Annotated in this window: 20 protein-coding genes; 11 read left to right on the top strand and 9 right to left on the bottom strand. The window is 69.8% G+C overall.

Features of this window, described 5'->3' with window-relative positions:
• Window position 1 precedes the first annotated feature (1 nt).
• Window positions 2–1,189: a hypothetical protein gene (locus ACFPZ3_RS00160; RefSeq protein ID WP_379511813.1), complete on the bottom strand. Its 1,188-nt coding sequence runs from the start codon at window positions 1,187–1,189 to the stop codon at window positions 2–4.
• A gap of 83 nt (window positions 1,190–1,272) precedes the next feature.
• On the opposite strand from ACFPZ3_RS00160, the gene ACFPZ3_RS00155 reads away from it, so the two are divergent.
• Both ACFPZ3_RS00155 and ACFPZ3_RS00150 read left to right on the top strand, forming a co-directional pair.
• Window positions 1,273–1,431: a hypothetical protein gene (locus tag ACFPZ3_RS00155; RefSeq protein WP_379511812.1), complete on the top strand. Its 159-nt coding sequence runs from the start codon at window positions 1,273–1,275 to the stop codon at window positions 1,429–1,431.
• Window positions 1,416–1,622: a GNAT family N-acetyltransferase gene (locus tag ACFPZ3_RS00150; RefSeq protein WP_379511811.1), complete on the top strand. Its 207-nt coding sequence runs from the start codon at window positions 1,416–1,418 to the stop codon at window positions 1,620–1,622. The genes ACFPZ3_RS00155 and ACFPZ3_RS00150 overlap by 16 nt, the downstream gene beginning before the upstream one ends.
• Here the strand turns inward: ACFPZ3_RS00150 and ACFPZ3_RS00145 are convergent.
• Window positions 1,537–2,382, bottom strand: a complete 846-nt coding sequence (locus ACFPZ3_RS00145; RefSeq protein WP_379511810.1) for a class I SAM-dependent methyltransferase — start codon at window positions 2,380–2,382, stop codon at window positions 1,537–1,539. The genes ACFPZ3_RS00150 and ACFPZ3_RS00145 overlap by 86 nt on opposite strands.
• A 59-nt stretch (window positions 2,383–2,441) precedes the next feature.
• Complete coding sequence (locus tag ACFPZ3_RS00140) at window positions 2,442–3,731, bottom strand: cytochrome P450 (protein ID WP_379511809.1); 1,290 nt, start codon at window positions 3,729–3,731, stop codon at window positions 2,442–2,444.
• A 168-nt stretch (window positions 3,732–3,899) separates the two neighbouring features.
• On the opposite strand from ACFPZ3_RS00140, the gene ACFPZ3_RS00135 reads away from it, so the two are divergent.
• The 4 genes from ACFPZ3_RS00135 to ACFPZ3_RS00120 all read left to right on the top strand — a co-directional run bounded on the left by ACFPZ3_RS00135 (window position 3,900) and on the right by ACFPZ3_RS00120 (window position 8,767).
• On the top strand, window positions 3,900–4,307 hold the full coding sequence (locus tag ACFPZ3_RS00135; RefSeq protein ID WP_379511808.1) for a PaaI family thioesterase: 408 nt from the start codon (window positions 3,900–3,902) through the stop codon (window positions 4,305–4,307).
• Between the two features lie 106 nt (window positions 4,308–4,413).
• Window positions 4,414–4,845, top strand: a complete 432-nt coding sequence (locus tag ACFPZ3_RS00130; RefSeq protein WP_379511807.1) for a nuclear transport factor 2 family protein — start codon at window positions 4,414–4,416, stop codon at window positions 4,843–4,845.
• A 92-nt stretch (window positions 4,846–4,937) separates the two neighbouring features.
• Window positions 4,938–7,922 (top strand): alpha/beta fold hydrolase, encoded by a 2,985-nt coding sequence (locus tag ACFPZ3_RS00125; RefSeq protein ID WP_379511806.1) that lies wholly within the window; start codon window positions 4,938–4,940, stop codon window positions 7,920–7,922.
• On the top strand, window positions 7,919–8,767 hold the full coding sequence (locus ACFPZ3_RS00120) for an ABC transporter permease (protein ID WP_379511805.1): 849 nt from the start codon (window positions 7,919–7,921) through the stop codon (window positions 8,765–8,767). The genes ACFPZ3_RS00125 and ACFPZ3_RS00120 overlap by 4 nt, the downstream gene beginning before the upstream one ends.
• Window positions 8,768–8,814: 47 nt before the next feature.
• On the opposite strand, the gene glpK is transcribed toward ACFPZ3_RS00120, so the two are convergent.
• A complete protein-coding gene (gene glpK / locus ACFPZ3_RS00115) occupies window positions 8,815–10,326 on the bottom strand; it encodes a glycerol kinase GlpK (protein ID WP_379511804.1) in 1,512 nt (503 codons plus the stop codon).
• Window positions 10,327–10,335: 9 nt separating this feature from the next.
• Window positions 10,336–11,142 carry an MIP/aquaporin family protein gene (locus ACFPZ3_RS00110; protein WP_379511803.1) on the bottom strand — a complete coding sequence of 269 codons (807 nt, stop codon included), beginning with the start codon at window positions 11,140–11,142 and terminating at the stop codon, window positions 10,336–10,338.
• Window positions 11,143–11,236: 94 nt separating this feature from the next.
• On the opposite strand from ACFPZ3_RS00110, the gene ACFPZ3_RS00105 reads away from it, so the two are divergent.
• Window positions 11,237–12,904 carry a glycerol-3-phosphate dehydrogenase/oxidase gene (locus ACFPZ3_RS00105; RefSeq protein WP_379511802.1) on the top strand — a complete coding sequence of 556 codons (1,668 nt, stop codon included), beginning with the start codon at window positions 11,237–11,239 and terminating at the stop codon, window positions 12,902–12,904.
• On the opposite strand, the gene ACFPZ3_RS00100 is transcribed toward ACFPZ3_RS00105, so the two are convergent.
• Window positions 12,882–13,274 (bottom strand): GNAT family N-acetyltransferase, encoded by a 393-nt coding sequence (locus ACFPZ3_RS00100; protein ID WP_379511801.1) that lies wholly within the window; start codon window positions 13,272–13,274, stop codon window positions 12,882–12,884. The genes ACFPZ3_RS00105 and ACFPZ3_RS00100 overlap by 23 nt on opposite strands.
• Window positions 13,275–13,558: 284 nt before the next feature.
• Here ACFPZ3_RS00100 and ACFPZ3_RS00095 point away from each other — a divergent pair, with 284 nt between their 5' ends.
• The gene (locus ACFPZ3_RS00095) at window positions 13,559–15,667 is read left to right on the top strand and encodes an ATP-binding protein (RefSeq protein ID WP_379511800.1); all 2,109 of its coding nucleotides are present in this window, start codon (window positions 13,559–13,561) and stop codon (window positions 15,665–15,667) included.
• Between the two features lie 7 nt (window positions 15,668–15,674).
• On the opposite strand, the gene ACFPZ3_RS00090 is transcribed toward ACFPZ3_RS00095, so the two are convergent.
• Together ACFPZ3_RS00090 and ACFPZ3_RS00085 are read right to left on the bottom strand one after the other, a co-directional pair.
• Window positions 15,675–16,625, bottom strand: coding sequence for a terpene synthase family protein (locus ACFPZ3_RS00090; protein ID WP_379511799.1), 951 nt, complete (start codon window positions 16,623–16,625; stop codon window positions 15,675–15,677).
• Between the two features lie 125 nt (window positions 16,626–16,750).
• Window positions 16,751–17,152, bottom strand: a complete 402-nt coding sequence (locus ACFPZ3_RS00085; protein ID WP_379511798.1) for an ankyrin repeat domain-containing protein — start codon at window positions 17,150–17,152, stop codon at window positions 16,751–16,753.
• A gap of 87 nt (window positions 17,153–17,239) precedes the next feature.
• Between ACFPZ3_RS00085 and ACFPZ3_RS00080 the strand changes: the two genes are divergently transcribed.
• Window positions 17,240–18,139, top strand: coding sequence for a proteasome assembly chaperone family protein (locus tag ACFPZ3_RS00080; protein ID WP_379511797.1), 900 nt, complete (start codon window positions 17,240–17,242; stop codon window positions 18,137–18,139).
• An 87-nt stretch (window positions 18,140–18,226) separates the two neighbouring features.
• Window positions 18,227–19,267: a Gfo/Idh/MocA family oxidoreductase gene (locus tag ACFPZ3_RS00075; RefSeq protein ID WP_379511796.1), complete on the top strand. Its 1,041-nt coding sequence runs from the start codon at window positions 18,227–18,229 to the stop codon at window positions 19,265–19,267.
• Between the two features lie 48 nt (window positions 19,268–19,315).
• Here the strand turns inward: ACFPZ3_RS00075 and ACFPZ3_RS00070 are convergent, their stop codons facing one another.
• Window positions 19,316–20,104: a tyrosine-protein phosphatase gene (locus ACFPZ3_RS00070; protein WP_379511795.1), complete on the bottom strand. Its 789-nt coding sequence runs from the start codon at window positions 20,102–20,104 to the stop codon at window positions 19,316–19,318.
• 181 nt (window positions 20,105–20,285) lie between these two features.
• Here ACFPZ3_RS00070 and ACFPZ3_RS00065 point away from each other — a divergent pair, with 181 nt between their 5' ends.
• Window positions 20,286–21,041, top strand: a complete 756-nt coding sequence (locus tag ACFPZ3_RS00065) for a hypothetical protein (protein WP_379511794.1) — start codon at window positions 20,286–20,288, stop codon at window positions 21,039–21,041.
• Window positions 21,042–21,057: the final 16 nt, after the last annotated feature.

The following is a 21,057-nucleotide window of genomic DNA, read 5'->3' as shown; positions in this document are numbered from 1 at the left end:
TCTACGGCGTGGCGGGGGTGACCACGGGCGGGGGTGGGGCGGGGACCGGCAGGGGCCTGCGCCTGGCCGCGAACCATTCGATGGCCAGCCAGGCGACGAGCAGCCCGAGCCCGGCCCACACGGCCGACGACGTGGCCAGTGGCGGCGCCCCCAGCAGCTCTTTCTGGCCCATGAGGGCCCCGTACACCGGCCCCATGACCGCGTTCTGCGCCATCAGCGCGCCAAAGGCGCCGGCCGTCACGCCGACCGCCCCCAGGACCGCCCGGACGGCGGGCATCCGTACCAGGAATGCCACGTCCACCAGCACCCCGCCCACGATGAGGAAGAACGGCAGCGCCGACGGCGGGAACCCGGTGTAGGTCAGCAGTGGCCAGGCCACCGTCCTGAACCCCACGTACGCCGCCGCGACCAGGGTGGCGGCGCCGAACCTGCCGATCATCAGCCTGGCCGCCACCAGCACCGACAGCCCGACGACCACCGCGTACACGGGGTAGAGGTAGTCCGGCACGGGCAGCGTGAACCCGGTCATCATCACCCGGTCCACCGGCCGCCCCATCTGGTCGGCCGCGAACTGGAGCAGGATCTTCTCGGCGTAGACGGCGTGGTTGTCCCAGGCGCCGAGCGACAGGATGCCGTACTCCTGGTGCTGCTCGGGAAAGTGCACGTTCTCCAGGAAGAACGCGAGGAACGCCCCCAGCACGACCACCCGCTCCCGTCCCGGCGGCGCGCCCATGAACCAGCCGCGGACCACACCCGCGATCATGAAGAACGTTCCAGCGTAGAGCATGATGTGCGACGGGCTCCACGAGGTGATGTCGAGCCCGTTGACCCGGTGGTTGATCAGGTCGAGCGGCACCGCGATGAGGAAGATCCCGGTGCCCCACTGGATGAGCCGGAGCGCGGCCTTGTCCACGCCGTAGCCGGTGTAGCCGTGGATCACGGTCAGGGCGACGGCGAGGGCCGTGCCGGCGGAGTTGAGCAGGTGGGGCGGGGCCAGGTCGTCGCGCAGCCACATGAAGTGCCACGAGACGTCCCAGGCGGAGCCGAGCACCTTGAACGTGAACGCCACCAGCCAGCCGAAGTAGAGCACCCTGAACAGATCTTGCGGCGTGTCGCGGCCGGCCTCGCCGCGGGTCCAGTAGGGGAGGGCCCAGGCGGCGGCCTTTTTGAAGGATGCTGGAGACTTCACGGGACTGAATCTTACGGTCATCGGTGCCACTGTCCCGCGATGAGTCCGTTCGACCGTCTTTGACTGGCGGCACAATATCGCCCATGCCCTTCGACATCCGGCCCGCCCTCGCCCAGGACTCGGCCGCCATCGAGGCCGTGTGGATCGCCACCTGGCGCGTCGCCTACCGCGGACTCATGCCCGACGCGTACCTGGCGGGGTGCTCCCGGCCGAGTTCTCGACCGGCATGGGACGCGCGTTGATGACGGCGGCCACAGACGCGATCTCGGCGGCCGGCGGCACGGAGGCCGGGCTGTGGGTGCTGGCGGACAACCCCCGGGCACGCCGGTTCTACGAGCGGTACGGGTTCACGCCGTCGGGCCGGACGAAGACGCCGGCGAATCCGCCGCTGGAGGAGGTGCACTACCGGCTGAGGCTCGCAGGGAGAACATGAGAGGGATCCTGGGGGCGTCGCCGGGCATGCGGTAGACGCCGCCGTCCTCGGTCAGGGTGGGGAAGCGGCGGAAGACCGTGTGATCGTGTTCGTGCAGGAACTCCACGCGCAGCCCGGCCGCCGCGACCGCGCTGACGATCTCGCCGAGTTCGTGCCGGAACTGTACGGAGGTCTGGTATTCGAGGATCTCGGAGCCGGTGTAGGTGTACGGATATTCCCAGACGTGGGGGCCGGGGTCGAAGTAGTGGTGGGTGACCTTGGCGCCCGTTTCGTCATCCAGTACGTCGGCGAACGGGTGAAATTCCGCGATATACAGACTTCCGCCCGGCTTTAGCAGTGCTGCGACCGTTTCGGCCCACCGGGTGAGATCGGGCAGCCAGACCAGGGCGCCGACGCCCGTGTAGACGATGTCATACCTCTCACCGAGCGCCTCGGGCGCGTCGTAGACGTCGGCGGTGACGAACTTCGCCGGGATGCCGCATTCCGCGGCGATCCTCCTGGCCTGCTCGATGGCCGGTTCCGAGAAGTCGAGCCCGGTCACCTCCGCGCCTCGCCTGGCCCAGCCGAGGGTGTCGAGGCCGAAGTGGCACTGCAGATGCGCCAGAGTGCGTCCGGCCACCTCGCCCACCTCGTCGATCTCGAACGGGCGCAACGGGTCGCGGCCCGCCTTGAAACCCTCGACGTCGTAGAAGGCACTGCCGACGTGGATGGGGACTCTCGCGTTCCAGTTGGCCCGGTTGACCTGCAGATAGTCGTTCATGGTCATGATCGTAGGCGTCGGCTCGGCGCCGGCGCATCGGCATTTTTCCAGGAGCGTCGTCAGCGGTGGCGCAGGCGTACGGGGAGGTGTTTGAGGCCGTTCTGGAAGTTGGACGTGAGCCGCCGAGCGGTTCCGGCCGGCTCGACGTCCCAGGCGAGCAGTTCCCTGAACACCGAGCGGAACTGGGCGCGGGCCAGGTGGGCGCCGAGGCAGAAGTGCGGGCCGAAACCGAAGCTGACGTGGTCGTTCGGGGTGCGGGCGATGTCGAAACGGTCAGGGTCGGGGAAGACGGCCGGGTCGCGGTTGGCGCCGGCGTGGTAGACGACCACCTTGTCGCCCGCTCTGATGGGCCGGCCGGCGAGGGTGAGGTCGCGGGTGGCCGTACGCCTGAAGTGCATGACCGGCGGCCAGAAGCGGAGCATCTCCTCGATCGCGGAGTCCAGCAGGGAGGGATCCTCGCGGAGACGGGCGAACTCGGCGGGGTGCTGGAGCAGCGTGCACAGCCCGCCGGGGATGCCGTTGCGCAGGGTCTCGTTCCCGGCGACGGCGAACAGGAAGAACATGTTCTCGAACTCCGCCTCCGTCAGGCCGCCCTTCAGCATGGCCGACATGACGGACTCACCATCGGCGGGGGCCTCGGCAAGGGCGTGGGCATAGGCGAACATGTCGCTCAGCGCCGCCCTGGAACGCGGGCTGACCCCCGGCCCGAGCCTCGGCCTGGCCGCGAGGGCGAGGCGGCCCATGGGGCTCAGGGACTCGACGTCCGCCGTGGACAGCCCCGCGTAGTCGTCGTCCTGGTAGCCGATCACCCGCGACGCCCAGTCGTACAACAACCGCTTGTCCTGCGCGGGAACGCCCATGACGTGCGCCAGCGTCCACACGGGCAGGTCCGCGGCCACCTCCACGAAGTCGCACTCCCCCTCCCCGAACAGCGCCGACGCCCGTTCCGCGATCGTCCGCTCCAGGGCCCGCACGGCACGCGGGGTGAAGGCCGCCGCCACGATCCTGCGCAACCTGGAGTGGTCCGGCGGGTCCATGTTCAGCATCTGAACCTGGACGAACCGCAGATCGTCCGGGGTGTCGGGGTCGCGGATCTGGGTGGCGCCCAGATGGGAGGAGAAGTCCTGGGGGTTGCGCAGCACGTGCTTGACGTCGGGATGCCTGAACACGGCCCAGTAACCGGGCCCTTCCCGCCACGGTCCCACGGCCGGTTCCGGTACCCAGCACACGGGCGTCTCCGCCCGTAGGCGGGCGAACAGCTCATACGGTACGGCTGCGTCGTACGTGGACGGGACGAAGATCTCCACCACCGACCGCTCGGCACCGTTACCGCCGCCCGTCACCGACATGTCACCCTCCCGCTCGCATGCGGACGCACACCATTCAGCCGCTCAGGGCCACGGGAGGACGGCGGCGGGAACCGCCTTGTCCACAGGCGCTTCCGCACCGCGGGCCACTTGTCCACAGAACCCTCGCGCGGCACCTCACCCATGAAATACAGCGTGCATGATGACCCGGTGACCCCAGAAGACGCAGAGGCGATTCTCCAGGAATACTTCGCCCCCTGGATCCAGCAGCTCGGATTGCGCGTGGAGGAGGTGGGCGAGCGCCACGCGATCGTGCGCCTGCCGTGGTCCGACGATCTGGCCAGGCAGGGCGGCGGGCTGTGCGGTCAGGCGATGATGGCCGCCGCCGACACGGCCACGGTCATCGCCATCTCGGCGGCGCGCGGCGAGTTCGTGCCGATGACCACGGTCCAGCAGTCCACGACGTTCCAGCGGCCGGTGCTGGGCAAGGATGTCCTGCTCGACGTCCGCATCACGAAGCTGGGCCGCACCCTCGCCTTCACCGAGATCACCCTCACCGCCGAGGGCAGCGCGGAGACGGCGGCGCAGGCCACGACCGTCTACGCGATCTTGGGCTGACCGCAAGCGGAGATAGCCGTTCCCCTTATCTCGCGGGTAATCGCCAGGCCGCACGAATCCGAGGAGACTGCAACGGCACCGCAGAAACAGACTTTAAGGACAAATAATGACGACTCGCGAAACCGTTCAGGAACTGCTGCGCCGTATGGGTGAGGGAGACGTCGACCGGATCGCCGCGTTGTTCGCCGAGCAGAGCGAATGGCGGTTCAACTGGCCGGAGGAGGGGCATCCGTCGGTGCCGTGGATCCGCCCCCGTTCCAGCCGTCATGACGTGGCGGAGCATTTCCGCATGCTGGGCGCCTACCACGTGCCCGAGCTGAACGGCACGTCGGTGGCGCGGATCCTGGTGGACGGAGACGACGCCGTCGTCCTCGGCGACATCGCGCAGACCGTCGAGACCACCGGCAGGTCCTACACATCCCCGTTCGCGCTGCATCTCACGATCGAGAACGACCTGATCACCCGCTACCACATCTACGAAGACAGCCTCACCGTGGCCCGAGCGCTCTCGGACGACACCCGGCGGCAGGCTTCATGATCGCCCTGTTCACCTCCATCAGCACCTTCCAGCAGGTTCCGGCGTGAACCCCGTCTCAGGGATCTCTCAGGTGCGGAAAGTAGGCTCACCGCATGAAGCGTGTGGCCGCTCTGGTAGCGGCGCTCGCCCTCATCGGGGTGGCGACGTGGCTGGTGTGGCCGTCGGTTCCCGAGGTGCGGGGCCAGGACCAGAAGATAACCGTCGTCGACGGACCAGCCGACGACCAACGGGTTGAGCTCGATACGACGTTCTTCCCGCCGCCCGACGGCGGGAAGGCGCCTGCCGTGTTGCTCGCCCACGGTTTCGGCGGCAGCAAGCAGAGCATGAGAGACCAGGCGGTCCGCCTCGCCCAGCAGGGCTATGCCGTGATGACCTGGTCCGCTCGCGGCTTCGGCCGCTCGACCGGCCAGATCGCGCTCAACTCGCCTGACTACGAGGTCAAGGACGTCAAGCAGCTGATCGACTGGCTGGCCAAGCGTCCCGACGTTCAACTCGACGCCTCGGGCGACCCACGCGTCGGCATCGCGGGCGGCTCGTACGGCGGCGCCATCGCCTTGATGACGGCGGCGTACGACCAGCGGGTGGACGCGATCGTGCCCCAGATCACCTGGTCCGACCTGGCCGACGCGCTGTTCCCCAACGCCGCCGCCCAGACCACCGCCACCACCCCTCAAACCGCCTCCACCTCGACCTCAGCCACCACCCCTCAAACCGCTTCCACCTCGACCTCCGCCACCCCCTCCGCCGCCACCTCGGGTGGACAGGAGGGCGATGTGGCCACGAGTGGGGTCTTCAAGCGCATGTGGGCCGGAATCTTCTTCGGCCAGGGCGTCTCGCTGGACACCATGTCGCTGCTGGGCCAACGGGAGGCCGCCGGGGCGGTGTCGGCGGAACAGGCGCGGTGCGGCCGGTTCCTGACCGCGGTCTGCGACGTCTACCAGCAGGTGGCGAAGGACGGCAGGGCCACGCCGGAGGCCATCGCGTTGTTGCGCAGGTCGAGCCCGATCACCGTGGCAGGCCAGATCAAGGCCCCGACGCTGCTCATCCAGGGGCAGCGCGACTCGTTGTTCCCGCTCAGCCACGCCGACGCGAACGCCAAGGCCATCGCCGCCGCGGGCACACCGGTGAGCCTGGCCTGGTTCGACGGCGGGCACGACGGGGGCAACGGCGAGGCCGACTGGCTCTTCGACCAGTCCACGGCCTGGTTCGGCCACTATCTGAAGGGTGAGGACCCGGCGGCGCCTGTGAGCGCGTTCACGGTGACACGTGACGGCGGGCGTGACCCCGGCACGCGCCAGCGCATCCGGCTCCATCCCGAGGCCGCCTCCTACCCCGGCCTCGCGGGCACCGACACCTCCACCGTCGAGCTGAACGGCCCCGAGCAGAACATCGTCAACCCGCCCGGCGGCGCACCGGCCTCGATCTCGACCGTGCCCGGCATCGGCGGCCTGCTCGGCGGCCAGACCAACGGCGGCGTCTCGATCGACATGCCGGGCCAGAGCGCCGCGTACGAGTCCCGCCCGCTCACCACCCCGCTCCAGCTCACCGGCAGCCCCACCGTCAAGATCAAGGTGTCGGGCAAGGGCGAGGCGACGCTGTTCGCGAAGTTGTACGACGTGGCGGACAGCACCCAGTTGCCCGCCCTGCCCGCCGGGCTGGTGGCCCCCATCCGGGTGACGATCCCCGAGGGCGCGGGCAGCGCCGAGGCCACCGTCGCCCTGCCCACCGTGGACTACCGCTTCGCCGTCGGCCACCGGCTGCGGCTGGTCGTGACCACGACCGACATGGGGTTCGCGACGCCCGCCGAGCCGGCCACGTACCAGGTCTCGCTGGCCTCTCCCGCCCTCGCGGTCCCCACGGTCCGCACCCTGGCCGCCGCTCCGACCGGGGTGGCCTGGTGGGTCTGGGCCATGCCCCTGGCCGCCGTGGTGGTCGCCGGCATCATCCTGGCCACGGGCCGCACGCCCACCCGGCCCCGCCGCCGCACCGCCCTGGCCGCGAACGCACCGGCGCCCGTCCAGCCACAGGACTCGCCGCCCCTCGTGCCCTCCCCCAACGGCCAAGCGCCCGGCACCTCGGTCCCCGCTCCGGTCGGCGGCGTTCCTGCCTCCTCCAACGGTCAGACGGACGATCATGCCGACGCCCCCGGCAGTGCGCAGGAGCCCGCCACCTCGGGCCTCAAGGCAACCGCCGGCAGTGGGGCGGCCGCGGATGGCGAGGCAGTCCCGGGCGACGAGGCGATCCCGGGTGGCGAGGCGATCCCAGGCAGCGAGGTGGTCCCGGGTGGCGGGGCGGTCGGGGATGGCGGTGATGTGCCGGCGGTTCGTGGTGATGGCCTGGAGGTGCCGCTGGAGATCAGTGGGCTGACGAAGGCGTACCGCAACGGCGAGTTGGCCGTCGATGGCCTGTCGTTCCGGGTCGAGCAGGGCCAGGTGCTCGGGTTGCTCGGGCCGAACGGCGCGGGTAAGACGACGACGATGCGGATGATGATGGGTCTCATCCAGCCGGACGACGGCGAGGTCCGCATCTTCGGCGAGCGCGTGACCCCGGGCGCCCCCGTACTGTCCAGGCTCGGGTCGTTCGTGGAGGGGCCGGGGTTCCTGCCGCACCTGTCCGGGCGCGACAACATCGAGCTGTACTGGGCGGCGACCGGAAGGCCGAAGGCCGACGCGCACTTCGACGAGGCGCTGGAGATCGCGAACCTCGGCAAGGCCCTGGAGCGAGCCGTGCGGACCTACTCGCAGGGCATGCGCCAGCGGCTGGCCATAGCCCAGGCCATGCTCGGGCTGCCGGACCTGCTGGTGCTGGACGAACCCACGAACGGGCTCGACCCGCCCCAGATCCGGGAGATGCGGGAGGTGCTCAAGCGCTACGCGCGCGACGGCCGTACCGTGATCGTCTCCAGCCACATGCTGGCCGAGGTGGAGCAGACCTGCAGCCACGTCGTCGTCATGCAGCGCGGGCGCCTGGTCTCGGCCGGTCCCGTGTCGCGGCTGCTCAGCTCGGCCGTGTCCACCAATGGGCACGGGCCGCGCCTGGAAGATGTGTTCCTCGACCTCATCGGAGACAAGACGTGACCACCGCGACGGGGTACGCGCCGAACCGCACGCTGCCGTTGCGGGTGGAGATCGTCAGGCAGTTCAAGCGGCGGCGGACGCTGGCGATGTTCGGGCTGCTGCTGGCGCTGCCGTGGGTGCTCGTGATCGCGTTCCAGTTCGGGCCGCAGTCGAGCGGGCAGGCGCAGTCGGCGCTGCGCATCTCCGACCTGGCCACGGCGAGCGGCCTGAACTTCGCCGCCTTCGCCCTGTCCGTGTCGGCCAGTTTCCTGCTGGTGGTGGCGGTCGCCCTGTTCTGCGGCGACACCGTGGCCAGCGAGGCGAACTGGTCCTCGCTGCGCTACCTGCTCGCGGCGCCGGTGCCCCGCGACCGGCTGCTGCGGCAGAAGCTGATCGTGGCGCTCGGTTACTCGGCGGCGGCGGTGATCTGCCTGCCGGTGATGGCGCTGCTGGCGGGCACGCTGGCGTTCGGCTGGGACGACATCCAGGTGCCGGGGACGGGTGAGGTGATCCCGGCTCTCGACGTGCTGCCGCGGTTCGGGATCGTGATCGCCTACGCGATGGTCAGCCAGCTCGTCGTCGCCGCCCTGGCCTTCCTCGTCTCCACCATGACCGACTCCCCGCTGGGCGCGGTGGGCGGGGCGGTCGGCCTGTGGATCGTCTGCACCATCCTCCAGGCGGTCGAGGCCCTGGGCGTGCTGCGCGAGTTCCTGCCCACGTTCTGGAACAACGCCTGGCTGGACGCCCTGGCGCCCGAACTGGACTGGAGCGGCATGGCGAAGGGGGCGTCGGTGTCGATCACGTACGCGGCCATCCTCATCGCGGTGGCCTTCCGCCGGTTCCGGCGCAAGGACGTGGTCAGTTGACCCGGGCCCTCGCCCGGCGACACACCCCGGCCCACGGGATGATCAGGTCAGTCCGTCCAGGCGAGAGACTTGCTGACGGCCTTCTTCCAGCCCGCGTACCCCTTCTCGCGCTCCTCCTCGCTCCACTCCGGCTCCCACCGGCGGTCCTCCGCCCAGTGGGCCCGGAGTTCGTCGGTGTCGCGCCAGTAGCCCACGGCCAGGCCGGCGGCGTAGGCGGCGCCGAGGGCGGTGGTCTCGGGCACGACCGGGCGGCTTACGGGGACGCCGAGGATGTCGGACTGGAGTTGCATGCACAGGTCGTTCGCCGTGACCCCGCCGTCCACCTTGAGGACGTCGAGAACGACGCCTGAGTCGCGCTGCATGGCCTCCATCACGTCGCGGCTCTGGTAGCAGATGGCCTCCAGGGTGGCGCGGGCGAGGTGGGCCTCGTTGTTGTAGCGCGACAGGCCGACGATGGCGCCGCGGGCGTCGGCGCGCCAGTAGGGGGCGAACAGGCCGGAGAAGGCCGGGACGAAGTACATGCCGCCGGAGTCGCTCACCTGCCGGGCCAGCGACTCGCTCTGGGCCGCGGTGGTGATGATGTGCAGCTGGTCGCGCAGCCACTGGACGGCGGAGCCGGTCACCGCGATCGAGCCCTCCAGGGCGAACACCGCGGGCTGGTCGCCGAACTTGTAGGCCACGGTGGTGAGCAGGCCGCTCTCGGAGCGTACGCGGGAGGTGCCGGTGTTGAGCAGCAGGAAGTTGCCGGTGCCGTAGGTGTTCTTGGCCTCGCCGGGCGCGAAGCAGACCTGGCCGACGGTGGCGGCCTGCTGGTCGCCGAGGATCGCGGTGATCGGCACCTCGCCGCCGAACGGCCCGGACCGGAGGGTGACGCCGTAGCCGGTGGGGTCGGAGGAGGGGCGGATCTCGGGCAGCATGGCGCGCGGGATGTCGAAGAACGACAGGAGTTCGTCGTCCCAGTCGAGTGTGCCGAGGTCCATCAGCATGGTGCGGCTGGCGTTGGTCACGTCGGTGACGTGGGCGCCGCCGTTGACGCCGCCGGTGAGGTTCCACACGGTCCAGGTGTCGGTGTTGCCGAAGACGGCCTCGCCCCGGTCCACGGCCTCGCGGACGCCGTCCACGTTCTCCAGGATCCATTGGATCTTGCCGCCGGAGAAGTACGCCTCGGGCCGCAGCCCGGTCCTGTCGCGGATGATCTGTCCGCGTTCGTCCTGGTCGAGCGCGGCGGCGATCCGGTCGGTGCGGGTGTCCTGCCAGACGACGGCGTTGAAGTACGGGCGGCCGGTGCGCGGGTTCCACACGATCGTGGTCTCGCGCTGGTTGGTGATGCCCAGCGCGGCCAGGTCGTCGTGGTGCAGGCCGGCGCGCTGCAGGGTCGTCTGGACGACGGCGGCGGTCCTGGTCCAGATCTCGATCGGGTTGTGCTCGACCCAGCCGGCCCTGGGCAGGATCTGCTCGTGTTCGAGCTGGAACTTGGCCACCTCGGCGCCGTCGTGATCGAAGATCATGAAACGGGTGCTCGTGGTGCCCTGGTCGACGGCGCCGACGAAGTCAGGCATGTCTCACTCTCAATCTGACGGCTTCACGGTGTCGCGGTCCTCGCCCTGAGGCAGGAAGCGGGAGATGCACGCCTGGTAGAGGCCGGCCCCGAGGAGACCGCCGAGCACCGGGCCGACGATCGGGACCCAGAAGTACAGGTCTCCGTACTGATCTCGCCACGCTCCGCGGTATCCGGTGAGGAAGCTGGCCAGGCGGGGCCCGAAGTCGCGGGCGGGGTTGATGGCGTAGCCGGCGTCGGCGCCGTACGCCATGCCGATGGCGACGACGAGCAGCCCGATGACGACCGGCCCCATGTTCGCGCTCGGCGCCATGTTGGCCGTGTCGGACAGGGCGAAGATGATGAAGAGCAGGATCGCGCTGCCGATGATCTGGTCGCGCAGCCCGCCCCACATCGAGACCGGCAGCGTGCCGTTGCCCGGCAGGGTCGAGAAGACGATCTGGGTCTTGATCGTGTGCCCGGGGTCGGCCATGGCCAGGATCTCGGTGTAGTTCCAGCGCACGATGAGCGCGGCGAGGAAGGCCCCGGCGGTCTGCGCGACGACGTACGGCATGACCTTGTGCCGCGGGAAGCCGCGGAAGGCGGCGAACCCCAGCGTGACGGCGGGGTTGAGGTGCGCGCCCGTGGTGCGGCCCGCGACGTAGACGCCGAGCGCCACGCCGATGCCCCAGGCCCACGCGATGCTGTCGTGATCGCCGAGCCCGCCCGCCACCACCTGCGCGACCACGCCCGCGCCGAACAGGATGAGCACCATCGTCCCGGCGAACTCCGCGATGAGCTCGCCTGTCAGCCCCCTCTGGCTGAGCCGTTCGACCACCCCGCCACCCCCTCGCACCTTTGTGTGCCATTCCCGATCCGAGGGAATGCATACGGACTGTGCGTAATAGGTTGCGGAAAGTGAGAGGTGAGCCGTGGGCCTGACCGGCGCGCTCGACGCCACGAACCGGCAGGAGACCATCGACCGGCTCGCCGGGCAGACCTTCGACGTGCTGGTGATCGGCGGGGGTGTGACGGGCGCGGGCGCCGCGCTGGACGCCGCCTCGCGCGGGCTGCGGGTGGCGCTCGTGGAGACCCGCGACCTGGCCTCGGGCACGTCGAGCAGGTCCAGCAAGCTGATCCACGGCGGGCTGCGTTACCTGGAGCAGTTCGACTTCAAGCTCGTACGCGAGGCGCTCAAGGAACGCGGCCTGCTGGTCTCAAGGCTGGCCCCGCACCTGGTCAGGCCCGTCACGTTCCTCTACCCGCTGCGCCGCAAGGTGGTCGAGCAGCCGTACGTGGCGGCGGGGCTGACGCTGTACGACGCGCTGGAGGGCATGCGCCGCCCCATGCCCAGGCACCGGAACCTGTCGGTCAAGGAGGCCCGCAAGATCGCCCCAGGGCTGCGGGCCGACGTGCTGACCGGCGCGATGATCTACTACGACGCGCAGGTGGACGACGCCCGCTTCACGCTCACGCTGGCCCGTACGGCCGCCGCGCACGGCGCCGTGATCGCCACCCGCGCCGGCGCCGTGGCGATGTTGCGCGACGAGCGCGGCGAGCGGGTGGTCGGCGCCCGCGTGCGTGACGAGGAGAGTGGCCGCGAGGTGGACGTCGGCGCCGACGCGGTGGTGGTCTGCGCGGGCGTGTGGACGGGCCCGGTCACCTCGCTGCCGGGCGCGGCGGAGCCGGGATTCACGGTGCGGATGTCGAAGGGCGTGCACGTCATGGTGCCGGGCGAGGCCATCGACTCGCGTACCGGGATGATCATCCGTACCGAGAAGAGTGTGCTGTTCATCATCCCGTGGACCAGGCGCCGCTGGATCGTCGGCACCACCGACACCGACTGGGACGGCGAGCGGGAGGAGCCGGCGGCCACCGGCGAGGACGTCGACTACATCCTGGAGCACGCCAACTCGGTCCTGGCCAGGCCGCTGACCAGGGACGACGTGGTGGGCCTCTACGTGGGGCTGCGGCCGCTGGTGGCCGCCGACGAGACCTCCGCCACCACCAGGCTGTCGCGCGAGCACGTGGTGGACGTGCCCGTGCCGGGGCTGGCGACGATCGCGGGCGGGAAGTTCACCACGTACCGGATCATGGCCAAGGACGTGATCGACGCCGCGCTGGAGGGCTACGACGTGCCGGAGTCGGTCACCGAGCGGCTGCCGCTGATCGGCGCGGACGGGCTGCCCGCGCTGGAGCGCTCCGTCCAGCGCATCGCCGAGGACCACGACCTGGACACGGAGACCGTCGCCTACCTCGTACGGCGTTACGGCAACCTCGCCATGGAGGTCCTGGAGATCGTCCGGCGGGATCCCTCACTCGGGGAGCCGCTGATCGAGCCGGGCCCGTGGCTCAGGGCGGAGGTCCGCTACGCCGTCACCCACGAGGGCGCGCTGCACGCCGAGGACATCGTCGCCCGCCGCACCCGGATGCTCATCGAGTCGAGCGACCTGGCCGACCGGGCGGCCCCGCTGATCGCCGAGTTGATGGCGGGCCCGCTCGGCTGGGACCGGGCGCGGGTGGAGCGGGAGGTCGCCCGCTGCCGCGCCCTGGTGGAGTCGGAGCGCACCGCGCTGGCTAGATCGTACGGACGAACGTGACCAGGCTCGTGCCAGGACCGTTGTAGCCGGGAACGGGGTCGCCGACCTCGAACCCCATGCGCCGGTGGAAGGCGATGGAGGTCGCGTTGACCGGCGCGGTGATGGCCTTGACGACGTGGCGGCCGTGGTCGCGGGCCAGGTCGAAGAAGCGCTCGTACAGGCCGCGGGCCAGCCCGCTCTTCCTGAAGCCGGGAGAGACGCCGACGAAGTGGATGTACGCCTCGTCCGGCAGCGACGGCGAAGGGAAGCCGATCAGGAACCCCGCCAGCCCGCCGCCGTCTTCGGCGATCAGGCTCGTACGGTGGAAATGATCGAGGAAGAGCCTGGGGACGGACGGCAGGATCGGGCGGCCCCACCAGTCGTCGACCACGGCCGCGATGGCATCGTAGTCAGCGGGGCGCGCCTGGCGGAAGCTCAGCCCCAATGTGGCGGCTTGTTGTCGAGGTAGAAGGCGTCGGCGTCGTCGGACCGCCAGTCGCCCCAGCCGAGGTCGGTGTCGTCGGCGGTCTGCTCAGGTAGAAAATCATCCACGCCGGACATACTACCGAGACGTACAAACCAATACCGAGCGTGTCGGCTGGTTCAAGGACAGGTCAAGGCCCCGGCGGTACGATGTCAGAGCAGGTGTCGCCGATCCCCCCGTGAGGTCTGCTCATGGCCACCCCGACAGGCTGGCGGCGAGAAGGCAATCTGCCGGCGGAGCTCACCAGCTTCATCGGCAGGACCCGCCTCCTCGCCAACCTCAAACGACACCTCAACGAGTCACGCCTGGTGACCGTCACCGGCATCGGCGGCGTGGGCAAGTCGCGCACGGTGCTGCGGCTGGCGCACCAGGTGCGCACCCACTACCCCGACGGCGTGTGGTTCGCCGACCTCGCGCGGCTGCAGGACGCGGGCATGGTCAAGCACACCATCGCCTCCGCGCTCGGCATCGCCGACCAGTCGTCGCGGGCGGAGTCGGAGTCGTTGTCGGAGTGGGTGGGCGAGCGCGACATGCTGCTCATCATCGACACCTGCGAGCACCTGGTGCAGGGCTGCGCCGAGCTGGTCCACGAGCTGCTGGAGGCCGCGCCCAACCTGAAGGTGCTGGCCACCAGCCGCCAGTCGCTGCACCTGCCCTACGAGCACGTGGTGCCCGTGCCGCCGTTGCAGGTGCCGGGCGACGATCCGGCGGAGAGCCTGTTCACCAACGAGTCCGTGCAGCTCTTCGCGGCCAGGGCCGGGGCCAGCGTGCCCGACTTCGTGCTGGACGAGGAGAGCATCGCCCCGGTGGCCGAGTTGTGCCGCAGGCTCGACGGCATCCCGCTCGCGATCGAGCTGGCCGCCGTGCGCCTGCGGGCGCTGTCGGTGGAGCAGATCCTGGGGCTGCTGGCCGACCGGTTCAGCCTGCTGGCCGGCGCCAGCCGCACCGCGCTGCCCCGGCACCAGACGCTGCGGGCGGCGATCGGCTGGAGCCATGAGCTGTGCGAGCCGGCCGAGCGGTTGTTGTGGGCGCGGCTGTCGGTGTTCGCGGGCGACTTCGAGCTCGACGCGGCCAGGTTCGTGTGCTCCGACGGGCGGCTGCCGTCGGAGGAGATCACCGACCTGGTGACGGGCCTGGTGGAGAAGTCGATCCTGCTGATCAGGAGCAACCACGCCGGCGTACGCTACAAGCTGATCGACACCCTGGCCGAATACGGCGAGGAGTGGCTGGACAAGCTCGGCCAGTCCGAGCAGATGCGCCAGCGGCACCTGGAGTACTACCTGAGCCTGGCCCAGCGCAGCGAGGACGCCTGGTCGGGGCCCCGGCAGATCTACTGGTTCGTCCGCATGCGGCAGGAGCACGACAACGTCCGCGTGGCGCTGGAGCACTCGCTCAAGGCGCCCGGCAAGTCCGCGCCGGCGCTCACGCTGCTGTCGTCCCTGTGGTTCATGTGGGTGTGCTGCGGCTTCGCCCGCGAGGGCCGCCTCTATCTGGAGCGGGCCCTGGAGGCCAACCCCACGGTGAGCAAGGAGCGCTGCAAGGCCCTGTGGGTGCTCTCCTACGTCAAGAGCGCCCAGGGCGACAGCGCCGGGGCGCTCCAGGCGGCCGAGAAGTGCAGCACCGAGGCCGTCCGGGTGGGCGACTCGCGGGCGGTGATCCTGGCCTCCAAGATGCAGGGCACGGCGGCGCTGCTCCAGGGCGACCTGCAGAAGGCCAGCGCGCTGCTGGGTGTGGCGATCGAGTTCAACACCGACAACAAGGAGCTCAACCCCGGCCTGCTGCCCGCGATCGTCGAGTTGTCGATCGTGCTGACGACCCAGGGCGAGCTGTACGAGGCCGAGTCGCTGCTGCAGGACTGCCTGCAGGTGTGCAGGGAGCGCGGTGAGCTGTGGCTCAGCTCGCACGCGCAGTGGGCGCTGGCGGGCACCAGGCTCGCGTCGGGGCGGGCCGACGAGGCGCTGCAGAACACGCGGGAGGCGCTGCGGATCAAGCGGCACTTCCACGACACGCTCGGCATGCTGATGGCGCTGGAGACGGCGGCGCGGATCTTCGCCATGTCCGACCAGATCGAGCTGGCCTCCCAGCTGCTCGGGGCGCTGCACCAGAACTGGCGGACGGCCGGCCTGCCGCAGCTCGGGGCGCCGTGGATGACCGATGTTCACGACCAGTGCGTACGCGAGTGCAAGCGAGGGCTGGGCGAGCTGGCGTTCAAGGACGCGTTCGAGGAGGGCGCCCGGCTCGATCTCGACGAGGCGTCCGCGCTCGCGCTGGAAGACCCGGACGCCCCTGACGAGAGCTGATGGGGACCTAGACCGCCTGCGGCCACTGGGTGCCGTCAGGCCAGGCGAGCACGTAGCGCGCACTGCCGAGTGAGAACTCTATGTGGCCGCGCACCCAGTGTTCGAGGCCACGTACGTACTTGCGGACCGGGAGCGGGGCCCACTTTTCCAGCGCCGCGCGCCTGTCGATGAAGGCGGCGATCGCGTCGTTGTGCATCGCGGAGACCTCGCGAAGCGCGTTCTGGAGGGTGAGGGCCTTGTGCGTGGCCAGCACCGTGACGAGGTTGTGCCTGGCCTTGTCGTTGCCACGCTCCTTGGCGTACGACAGCAGGTCGTTGTCCCAGCCGATGAGGTCGCACGCCAGATCCGACAGCCTGCGCACGTCCGGGTGGTGCCACTCCTCCGCCTCCAGCCGGTAACCGCCGCCGACGTCGATGAGGGCGAAGCAGGTGTAGGTGGCCCCGGTGATGCGGCGCATCAGGACGTAGTCCTCGGGGTTCGGGATGAGATCGACTTCTCGGTTTGCTGCCTCCCAGATCTGGGCGAACAGGTATTCCTTCACCGTGATCCGCCACCGGTCCACCTGGGCGGGGGTGGCGCACTCGGAGATCCGGCGCAGGAGTTCGTTGAGTGCGAGCCCGAAGGGGTCGCCGGTGTCCGGTTCCCTGCGTCCGTCGAGGATCTCAAGGAGCGGCGGCAGGGCGCGGGCCAATGCGGAGGCCCGGTGCCCCATCAGCTCGCCCTCGCAGAACGCGTCGTCGAAGGCGAAGAGCCAGTTGTACCAGTCGTTGATCAGCCGGAGGCTGTCGCGCGGCACGGCGGGGTTGGTGCGTGCCGCGAGCAGGCCGATCTGGGAGCGCCGGAAGTGCTCGATCGTCTCGGCGCCGTTGAGCATGTTTGAGGCGGCCAGCCAGGTGTGGCTCTCCGCATCGACCTCCGAGGCATGAACGTTGATCTCATTCGCGAACGGACATGGCAACGGAGGGATGTGGAGTGGTCGCCTACTGAAGGGATGCGCAGAAGTAGCCACGCTTCCCAGCATGACTAGGGAGTGTTCGAAAGGCCACACTCAGCAACTTCGAGGCCTTTCATGCTTATTTCATACTATGAATCGCTTTGCGTGAACCATTGGATAAACTGGTCATTCGCGAACATTCGCGCCGCGTCCAGCGCGGACGGCTGCCCGGCATGCGGGTCGGCGCCACCGTCCAGCAACGCTCTGACCACGGCAGACTCCTTCTTGAACACCGCGCCCGCCAGGGGCGTCTGCCCACGGTCGTTGGCCCGGTTCGGATCGGCGCCGCTTGTTACAAGCATGCGTACAGTCTCGGCGTGACCGTAATAAGCCGCCAGCATCAGCAAAGTGTCACCTTTGCCGTTGGTGAGATCGACCGGCACCCCGGCCTCGACATAGGCGCGCAACGCCTCGGTCTCGCCCGCCCTGGCCAGGTCGAACATCCTGGTGGCGAACTCCTCCAGCTCCGGGTCTCCGTCCATGCGACCCATTCTGCCTCGATAGGGTGCCCGTGCACGGAATCGTTCCGACGCGCCGTAGGTTCTGGGAAAGAGTACCTAGGGAAAGGCTGTCCAACCGTGTTCGACCCGAAGGATCTCTACAAGCTCGCAGACGACGCGCCCGAGCTGCCCGATCCGGTCTTGCTGTACCACTTCGACGGCTTCGTCGACGCGGGCGGCGCCGGACGCCTCGCGCTGGGCCACCTGCTGGCCGAGCTGGAGCACCGGGTCGTGGCGACGTTCGACGTGGACCGGCTGCTCGACTACCGGTCGCGACGACCCATCATGACGTTCGACACCGACCGTTGGGTGGAGTGCGAAGACCCGGAGCTTGCCGTCCATCTCGCCAAGGACTCGACGGGGACGCAGTTCCTGCTGATGAGCGGGCCCGAGCCCGACCGGGAGTGGGAGCTGTTCACCAGGGCCGTGGGGGCGTTGATGGAACGGCTCAAGGTGAGCAAGATTGTGACGCTGCACGGGATCCCGATGGCGGTCCCGCACACCCGCCCGCTCGGCGTCACGATGCATGCCAGCAGGCCCGAGCTCATCAACGCGCAGACCAGCTCGTTCGGCCGCGTCCAGGTCCCCGGGAGCGTCGCCGCGCTCATGGAGCTGCGGCTCGGGGCCAAGGGGCACGACGCGCTGGGGTATGCGGTGCACGTGCCGCACTACCTCTCGCAGGCCGAATACCCGACCGCCGCGGTGTCCGCCCTGGAGGCGGTGACGAGGGGAACGGGGCTGGTGTTCCCGATGGACGCGCTGCGCGACGCCGCCCGGCGTACGACGACGGAGATCGAGGACCAGATCCGCGCCTCGACCGAGCTGTCCACCGCGATCAGCGGGCTGGAGCAGCAGTACGACGCGTTCGCGGGCGGCGCGGAACGCGAGAACCTGATGGCCGAGACGACGCCCATGCCCACGGGCGACGAGCTGGCCGCCCAGTTCGAGGCCTTCCTCGCCGAACGCGACGACGAGTGACCCGCCTCCCGCCCTACACCGGCTGAGGACCCTCCGGTAGCGCGCCGCCGCGACGGTGCGCCCTGTGGGCCGTCATAGGCTGGAGTTATGAGTGATATCCGGGTTGGGCTGGTCGGTTATGGCACCGCTGGGGCGTACTTCCACGCCCCCCTGATCCACGCCACCCCCGGCCTGTCCCTGGCGGCCGTCGTGACCAGGAATCCCGATCGTCAGGCCGAGGTCGGCAGCAGGTACGGCGCGGCGGCGGTGGGCGATGCGGAGGAGTTGTGGGAGCGGTGCGACCTCGTCGTGGTCGCCTCGCCCAACAAGACGCATGTGACCACGGCCGCTGCCGCGCTCGCCCACGGTCTGCCCGTCGTCGTGGACAAGCCGCTGGCCAGGACCGCCGAAGAGGGGCGGGAGCTGGTGCGGCTGGCCGGGGAGCGGGGGCTCATGCTGACCGTGTTCCAGAACCGGCGGTGGGACGGCGACTTCCGCACCGTGCGGCGGCTGGTCCGTGAGGGCCGGCTGGGCGAGGTGCTGCGGTTCGAGTCGAGGTTCGAGCGGTGGCGGCCGGTGCCGAAGGGCGGCTGGCGGGAGGCGGGCGGGCCCGAGGAGGTCGGCGGGCTGCTGTACGACCTGGGCAGCCACCTCGTCGACCAGGCCGTCCAGTTGCTCGGCCCCGTGCGCGAGGTCTACTGCGAGAGCGACGTCAGGAGGGAAGGGGTGGCCTCCGACGACGACACCTTCATCGCGCTGACGCACGCCGGCGGGGCCCGTTCGCACCTGTGGGCCAGCGCGATGGCCGCCCGGCTCGGGCCGCGCTTCCGGGTGCTCGGGTCGAAGGCGGGCTTCGTGAAGCACGGGATGGACGTGCAGGAGGAGCGGCTGCGGGCCGGCATGACGCCTGACTCGGCGGGGTTCGGCGATGACGAGGAGGATCACTGGGGCGTGCTGGGCACGGAGGACGAGCGGGAGGTCGTGCGCACCGAGGCGGGCTCGTACCTGGACTTCTACCGGGGGGTGGAGGCGGCGCTGCGCGAGGGCGCGGCGCCACCCGTCGACCCGGAGAGCGCGGTCGCGGTGCTGAGCGTGATCGAGGCGGCCCGGTTGTCGGCGACCCAGCGGATCGTCGTCCACCTGAGCTGAACGTTCAGCGCAGGCGGGCGCGCGGTGTCCTCGTCCGTCCGCATGAGCTCAGCGCAGGCGGGCGCGCATGGCGGCGGTGTCCTCGTCGGTCCAGCCGTTCTGGGAGAGCCAGCCCATCGGGCCGCCGAAGCGGTCGTCGAGGACGGCGAAGAACTGCTCGATGTAGCGGTGCCTGGGCATGTGGTCGTCAGCGGGGCGCGCGTCCAGGTCGCCCCGGTAGGTGTCGCTGCCCCGCAACCGCTTGAGGATCAGCTCCAGCCGCTCCCCCGTGGCCGCGTAGTCCTCGACGATCGCCTCCCGGGTCGCCCCGGCGATCTCCAGGGCCAGCGCCGACAACACCCCCGTACGGTCCTTGCCCGCCGCGCAGTGCACCAGCGACGCCCCGTCGTCCAGCGCCATCGCCCGCAGGGCGGCCACCGCGGAGTCTGGCCGGTCGCGCAGGTAGCCGAAGTAGAAGCCGGTCACCCGCAGCTCCTCGTCCAGCACCCGCTCCGCCCACGGGAGCACCCGCTCACCGTCGATGGTGTCGGCCTCGACGTCGGTGTGCCGGCCGCCCTCGGCGAACAGGCTCAGGTGGTGGTGCCGCACCTCGGGCACCCGGGTCAGCGGCCCCGGCCCCTCCAGGGTCACCTCGGCGTTGGAGCGCAGGTCCACCACGTGCCGCAGGTTCAACTCGCCCACGAGCAACGCCACGTCATCGGGGGTGAGGCCCTGCAGATTGTCGGCGCGGAAGATCCGCCCGCGACGGGTCTCGCCACCGTCGCCGGTGGGCAATCCGCCCAGGTCACGCGCGTTCACCGCGCCTTCAAGGTCTATCCACCTCGTCGTCTCGCTCATTATTACGACCCTATATGTCCGCCAAACATGAGCGAATTCGAGGTTCATAACGCAGCATGAACGTATGGATCCACGAGCTCTGCCTCCACGGCTGGTGATCGATCCAGCGCTGCACCCGGAGATCTCAGTCGAGTTGCGGTCGAGTCCGCACCTTCTCCGCATGGCACGATCGGGTGCGCGAATGGACACCACACGCAATCCTGCGATGCTCTTCGTCCTGCCGGCCTTCCTGATGATGGTCCTCATGGTGACCGGCGTGCGCGGGCTGTTCGTCGCGGGCCTGGGTGTGAGCATGATCGTCCTGATCCGGTGGATGGCGATGGACAGCGCCTACCGCTCGACCAAACGAAGACTCCGCCTGGCCCGGGAGCACGCCGAGCAGTACATCCTCCCCGAGGACCTCGACTACCCCTGCCAGATGTTGCTCCGCAGGGCGCAGAACGCCGTCGAGGCGATCATGCACTCGAAGGTGCACAAGGCCGGGCTGATCGACAGCATCGAGAACCAGGTGTCGCTGCCGGAGGAGATCTGGCAGATCGCGCAGCGCCTGCGGCGGTTGTCGTCGATGCACGCCGAGCATGGCAAGATCATCCCGCGCGAGCTGCCGCCGGGCATGGAGGACGCGTTCAAGCCGTACACGAGCGCGCTCGACGCCGCCTGGACGTCGTTGTCGCAGCGCGTACGACACCTGGAGAAGTACGCCAAACAGGTGCTCAAGGCCGACAAGGTCTACCACGCCCACCAGCGGCTGGAGAGGCTGGCCGACAAGACCCCCGAATACCAGCAGCTGCTCGCCGAGACCGTACGCGACGAGCTGGCGCACGAGCGCATCAGAGAGCTGTCCGACCAGGCCGCTCACGTGCGCAAGTTGTTCGAGGAGAGCATCCTGCAGGCCAGACAGGCGGCGGGAGAGCTCCTCCGCTCGCCTCTCACCTAGGCACGGGAGAGCCGCC

The sequence above is a fragment of the Nonomuraea insulae genome, from assembly GCF_042656245.1.
Note: the sequence above shows the minus strand (reverse complement) of the source record. Positions and strands in the feature narration are given on the sequence as shown.

Coding starts and splice junctions, on each gene's coding strand:
- ACFPZ3_RS00075 (WP_379511796.1), top strand. CDS start 18,227: ATGAGTGATATCCGGGTTGGGCTGGTCGGTTATGGCACCGCTGGGGCG.
- ACFPZ3_RS00140 (WP_379511809.1), bottom strand. CDS start 3,731: ATGTCGGTGACGGGCGGCGGTAACGGTGCCGAGCGGTCGGTGGTGGAG.
- ACFPZ3_RS00070 (WP_379511795.1), bottom strand. CDS start 20,104: ATGAGCGAGACGACGAGGTGGATAGACCTTGAAGGCGCGGTGAACGCG.
- ACFPZ3_RS00065 (WP_379511794.1), top strand. CDS start 20,286: ATGGACACCACACGCAATCCTGCGATGCTCTTCGTCCTGCCGGCCTTC.
- ACFPZ3_RS00085 (WP_379511798.1), bottom strand. CDS start 17,152: ATGGGTCGCATGGACGGAGACCCGGAGCTGGAGGAGTTCGCCACCAGG.
- ACFPZ3_RS00145 (WP_379511810.1), bottom strand. CDS start 2,382: ATGAACGACTATCTGCAGGTCAACCGGGCCAACTGGAACGCGAGAGTC.
- ACFPZ3_RS00155 (WP_379511812.1), top strand. CDS start 1,273: ATGCCCTTCGACATCCGGCCCGCCCTCGCCCAGGACTCGGCCGCCATC.
- ACFPZ3_RS00150 (WP_379511811.1), top strand. CDS start 1,416: ATGGGACGCGCGTTGATGACGGCGGCCACAGACGCGATCTCGGCGGCC.
- ACFPZ3_RS00130 (WP_379511807.1), top strand. CDS start 4,414: ATGACGACTCGCGAAACCGTTCAGGAACTGCTGCGCCGTATGGGTGAG.
- ACFPZ3_RS00125 (WP_379511806.1), top strand. CDS start 4,938: ATGAAGCGTGTGGCCGCTCTGGTAGCGGCGCTCGCCCTCATCGGGGTG.
- ACFPZ3_RS00095 (WP_379511800.1), top strand. CDS start 13,559: ATGGCCACCCCGACAGGCTGGCGGCGAGAAGGCAATCTGCCGGCGGAG.
- glpK (WP_379511804.1), bottom strand. CDS start 10,326: ATGCCTGACTTCGTCGGCGCCGTCGACCAGGGCACCACGAGCACCCGT.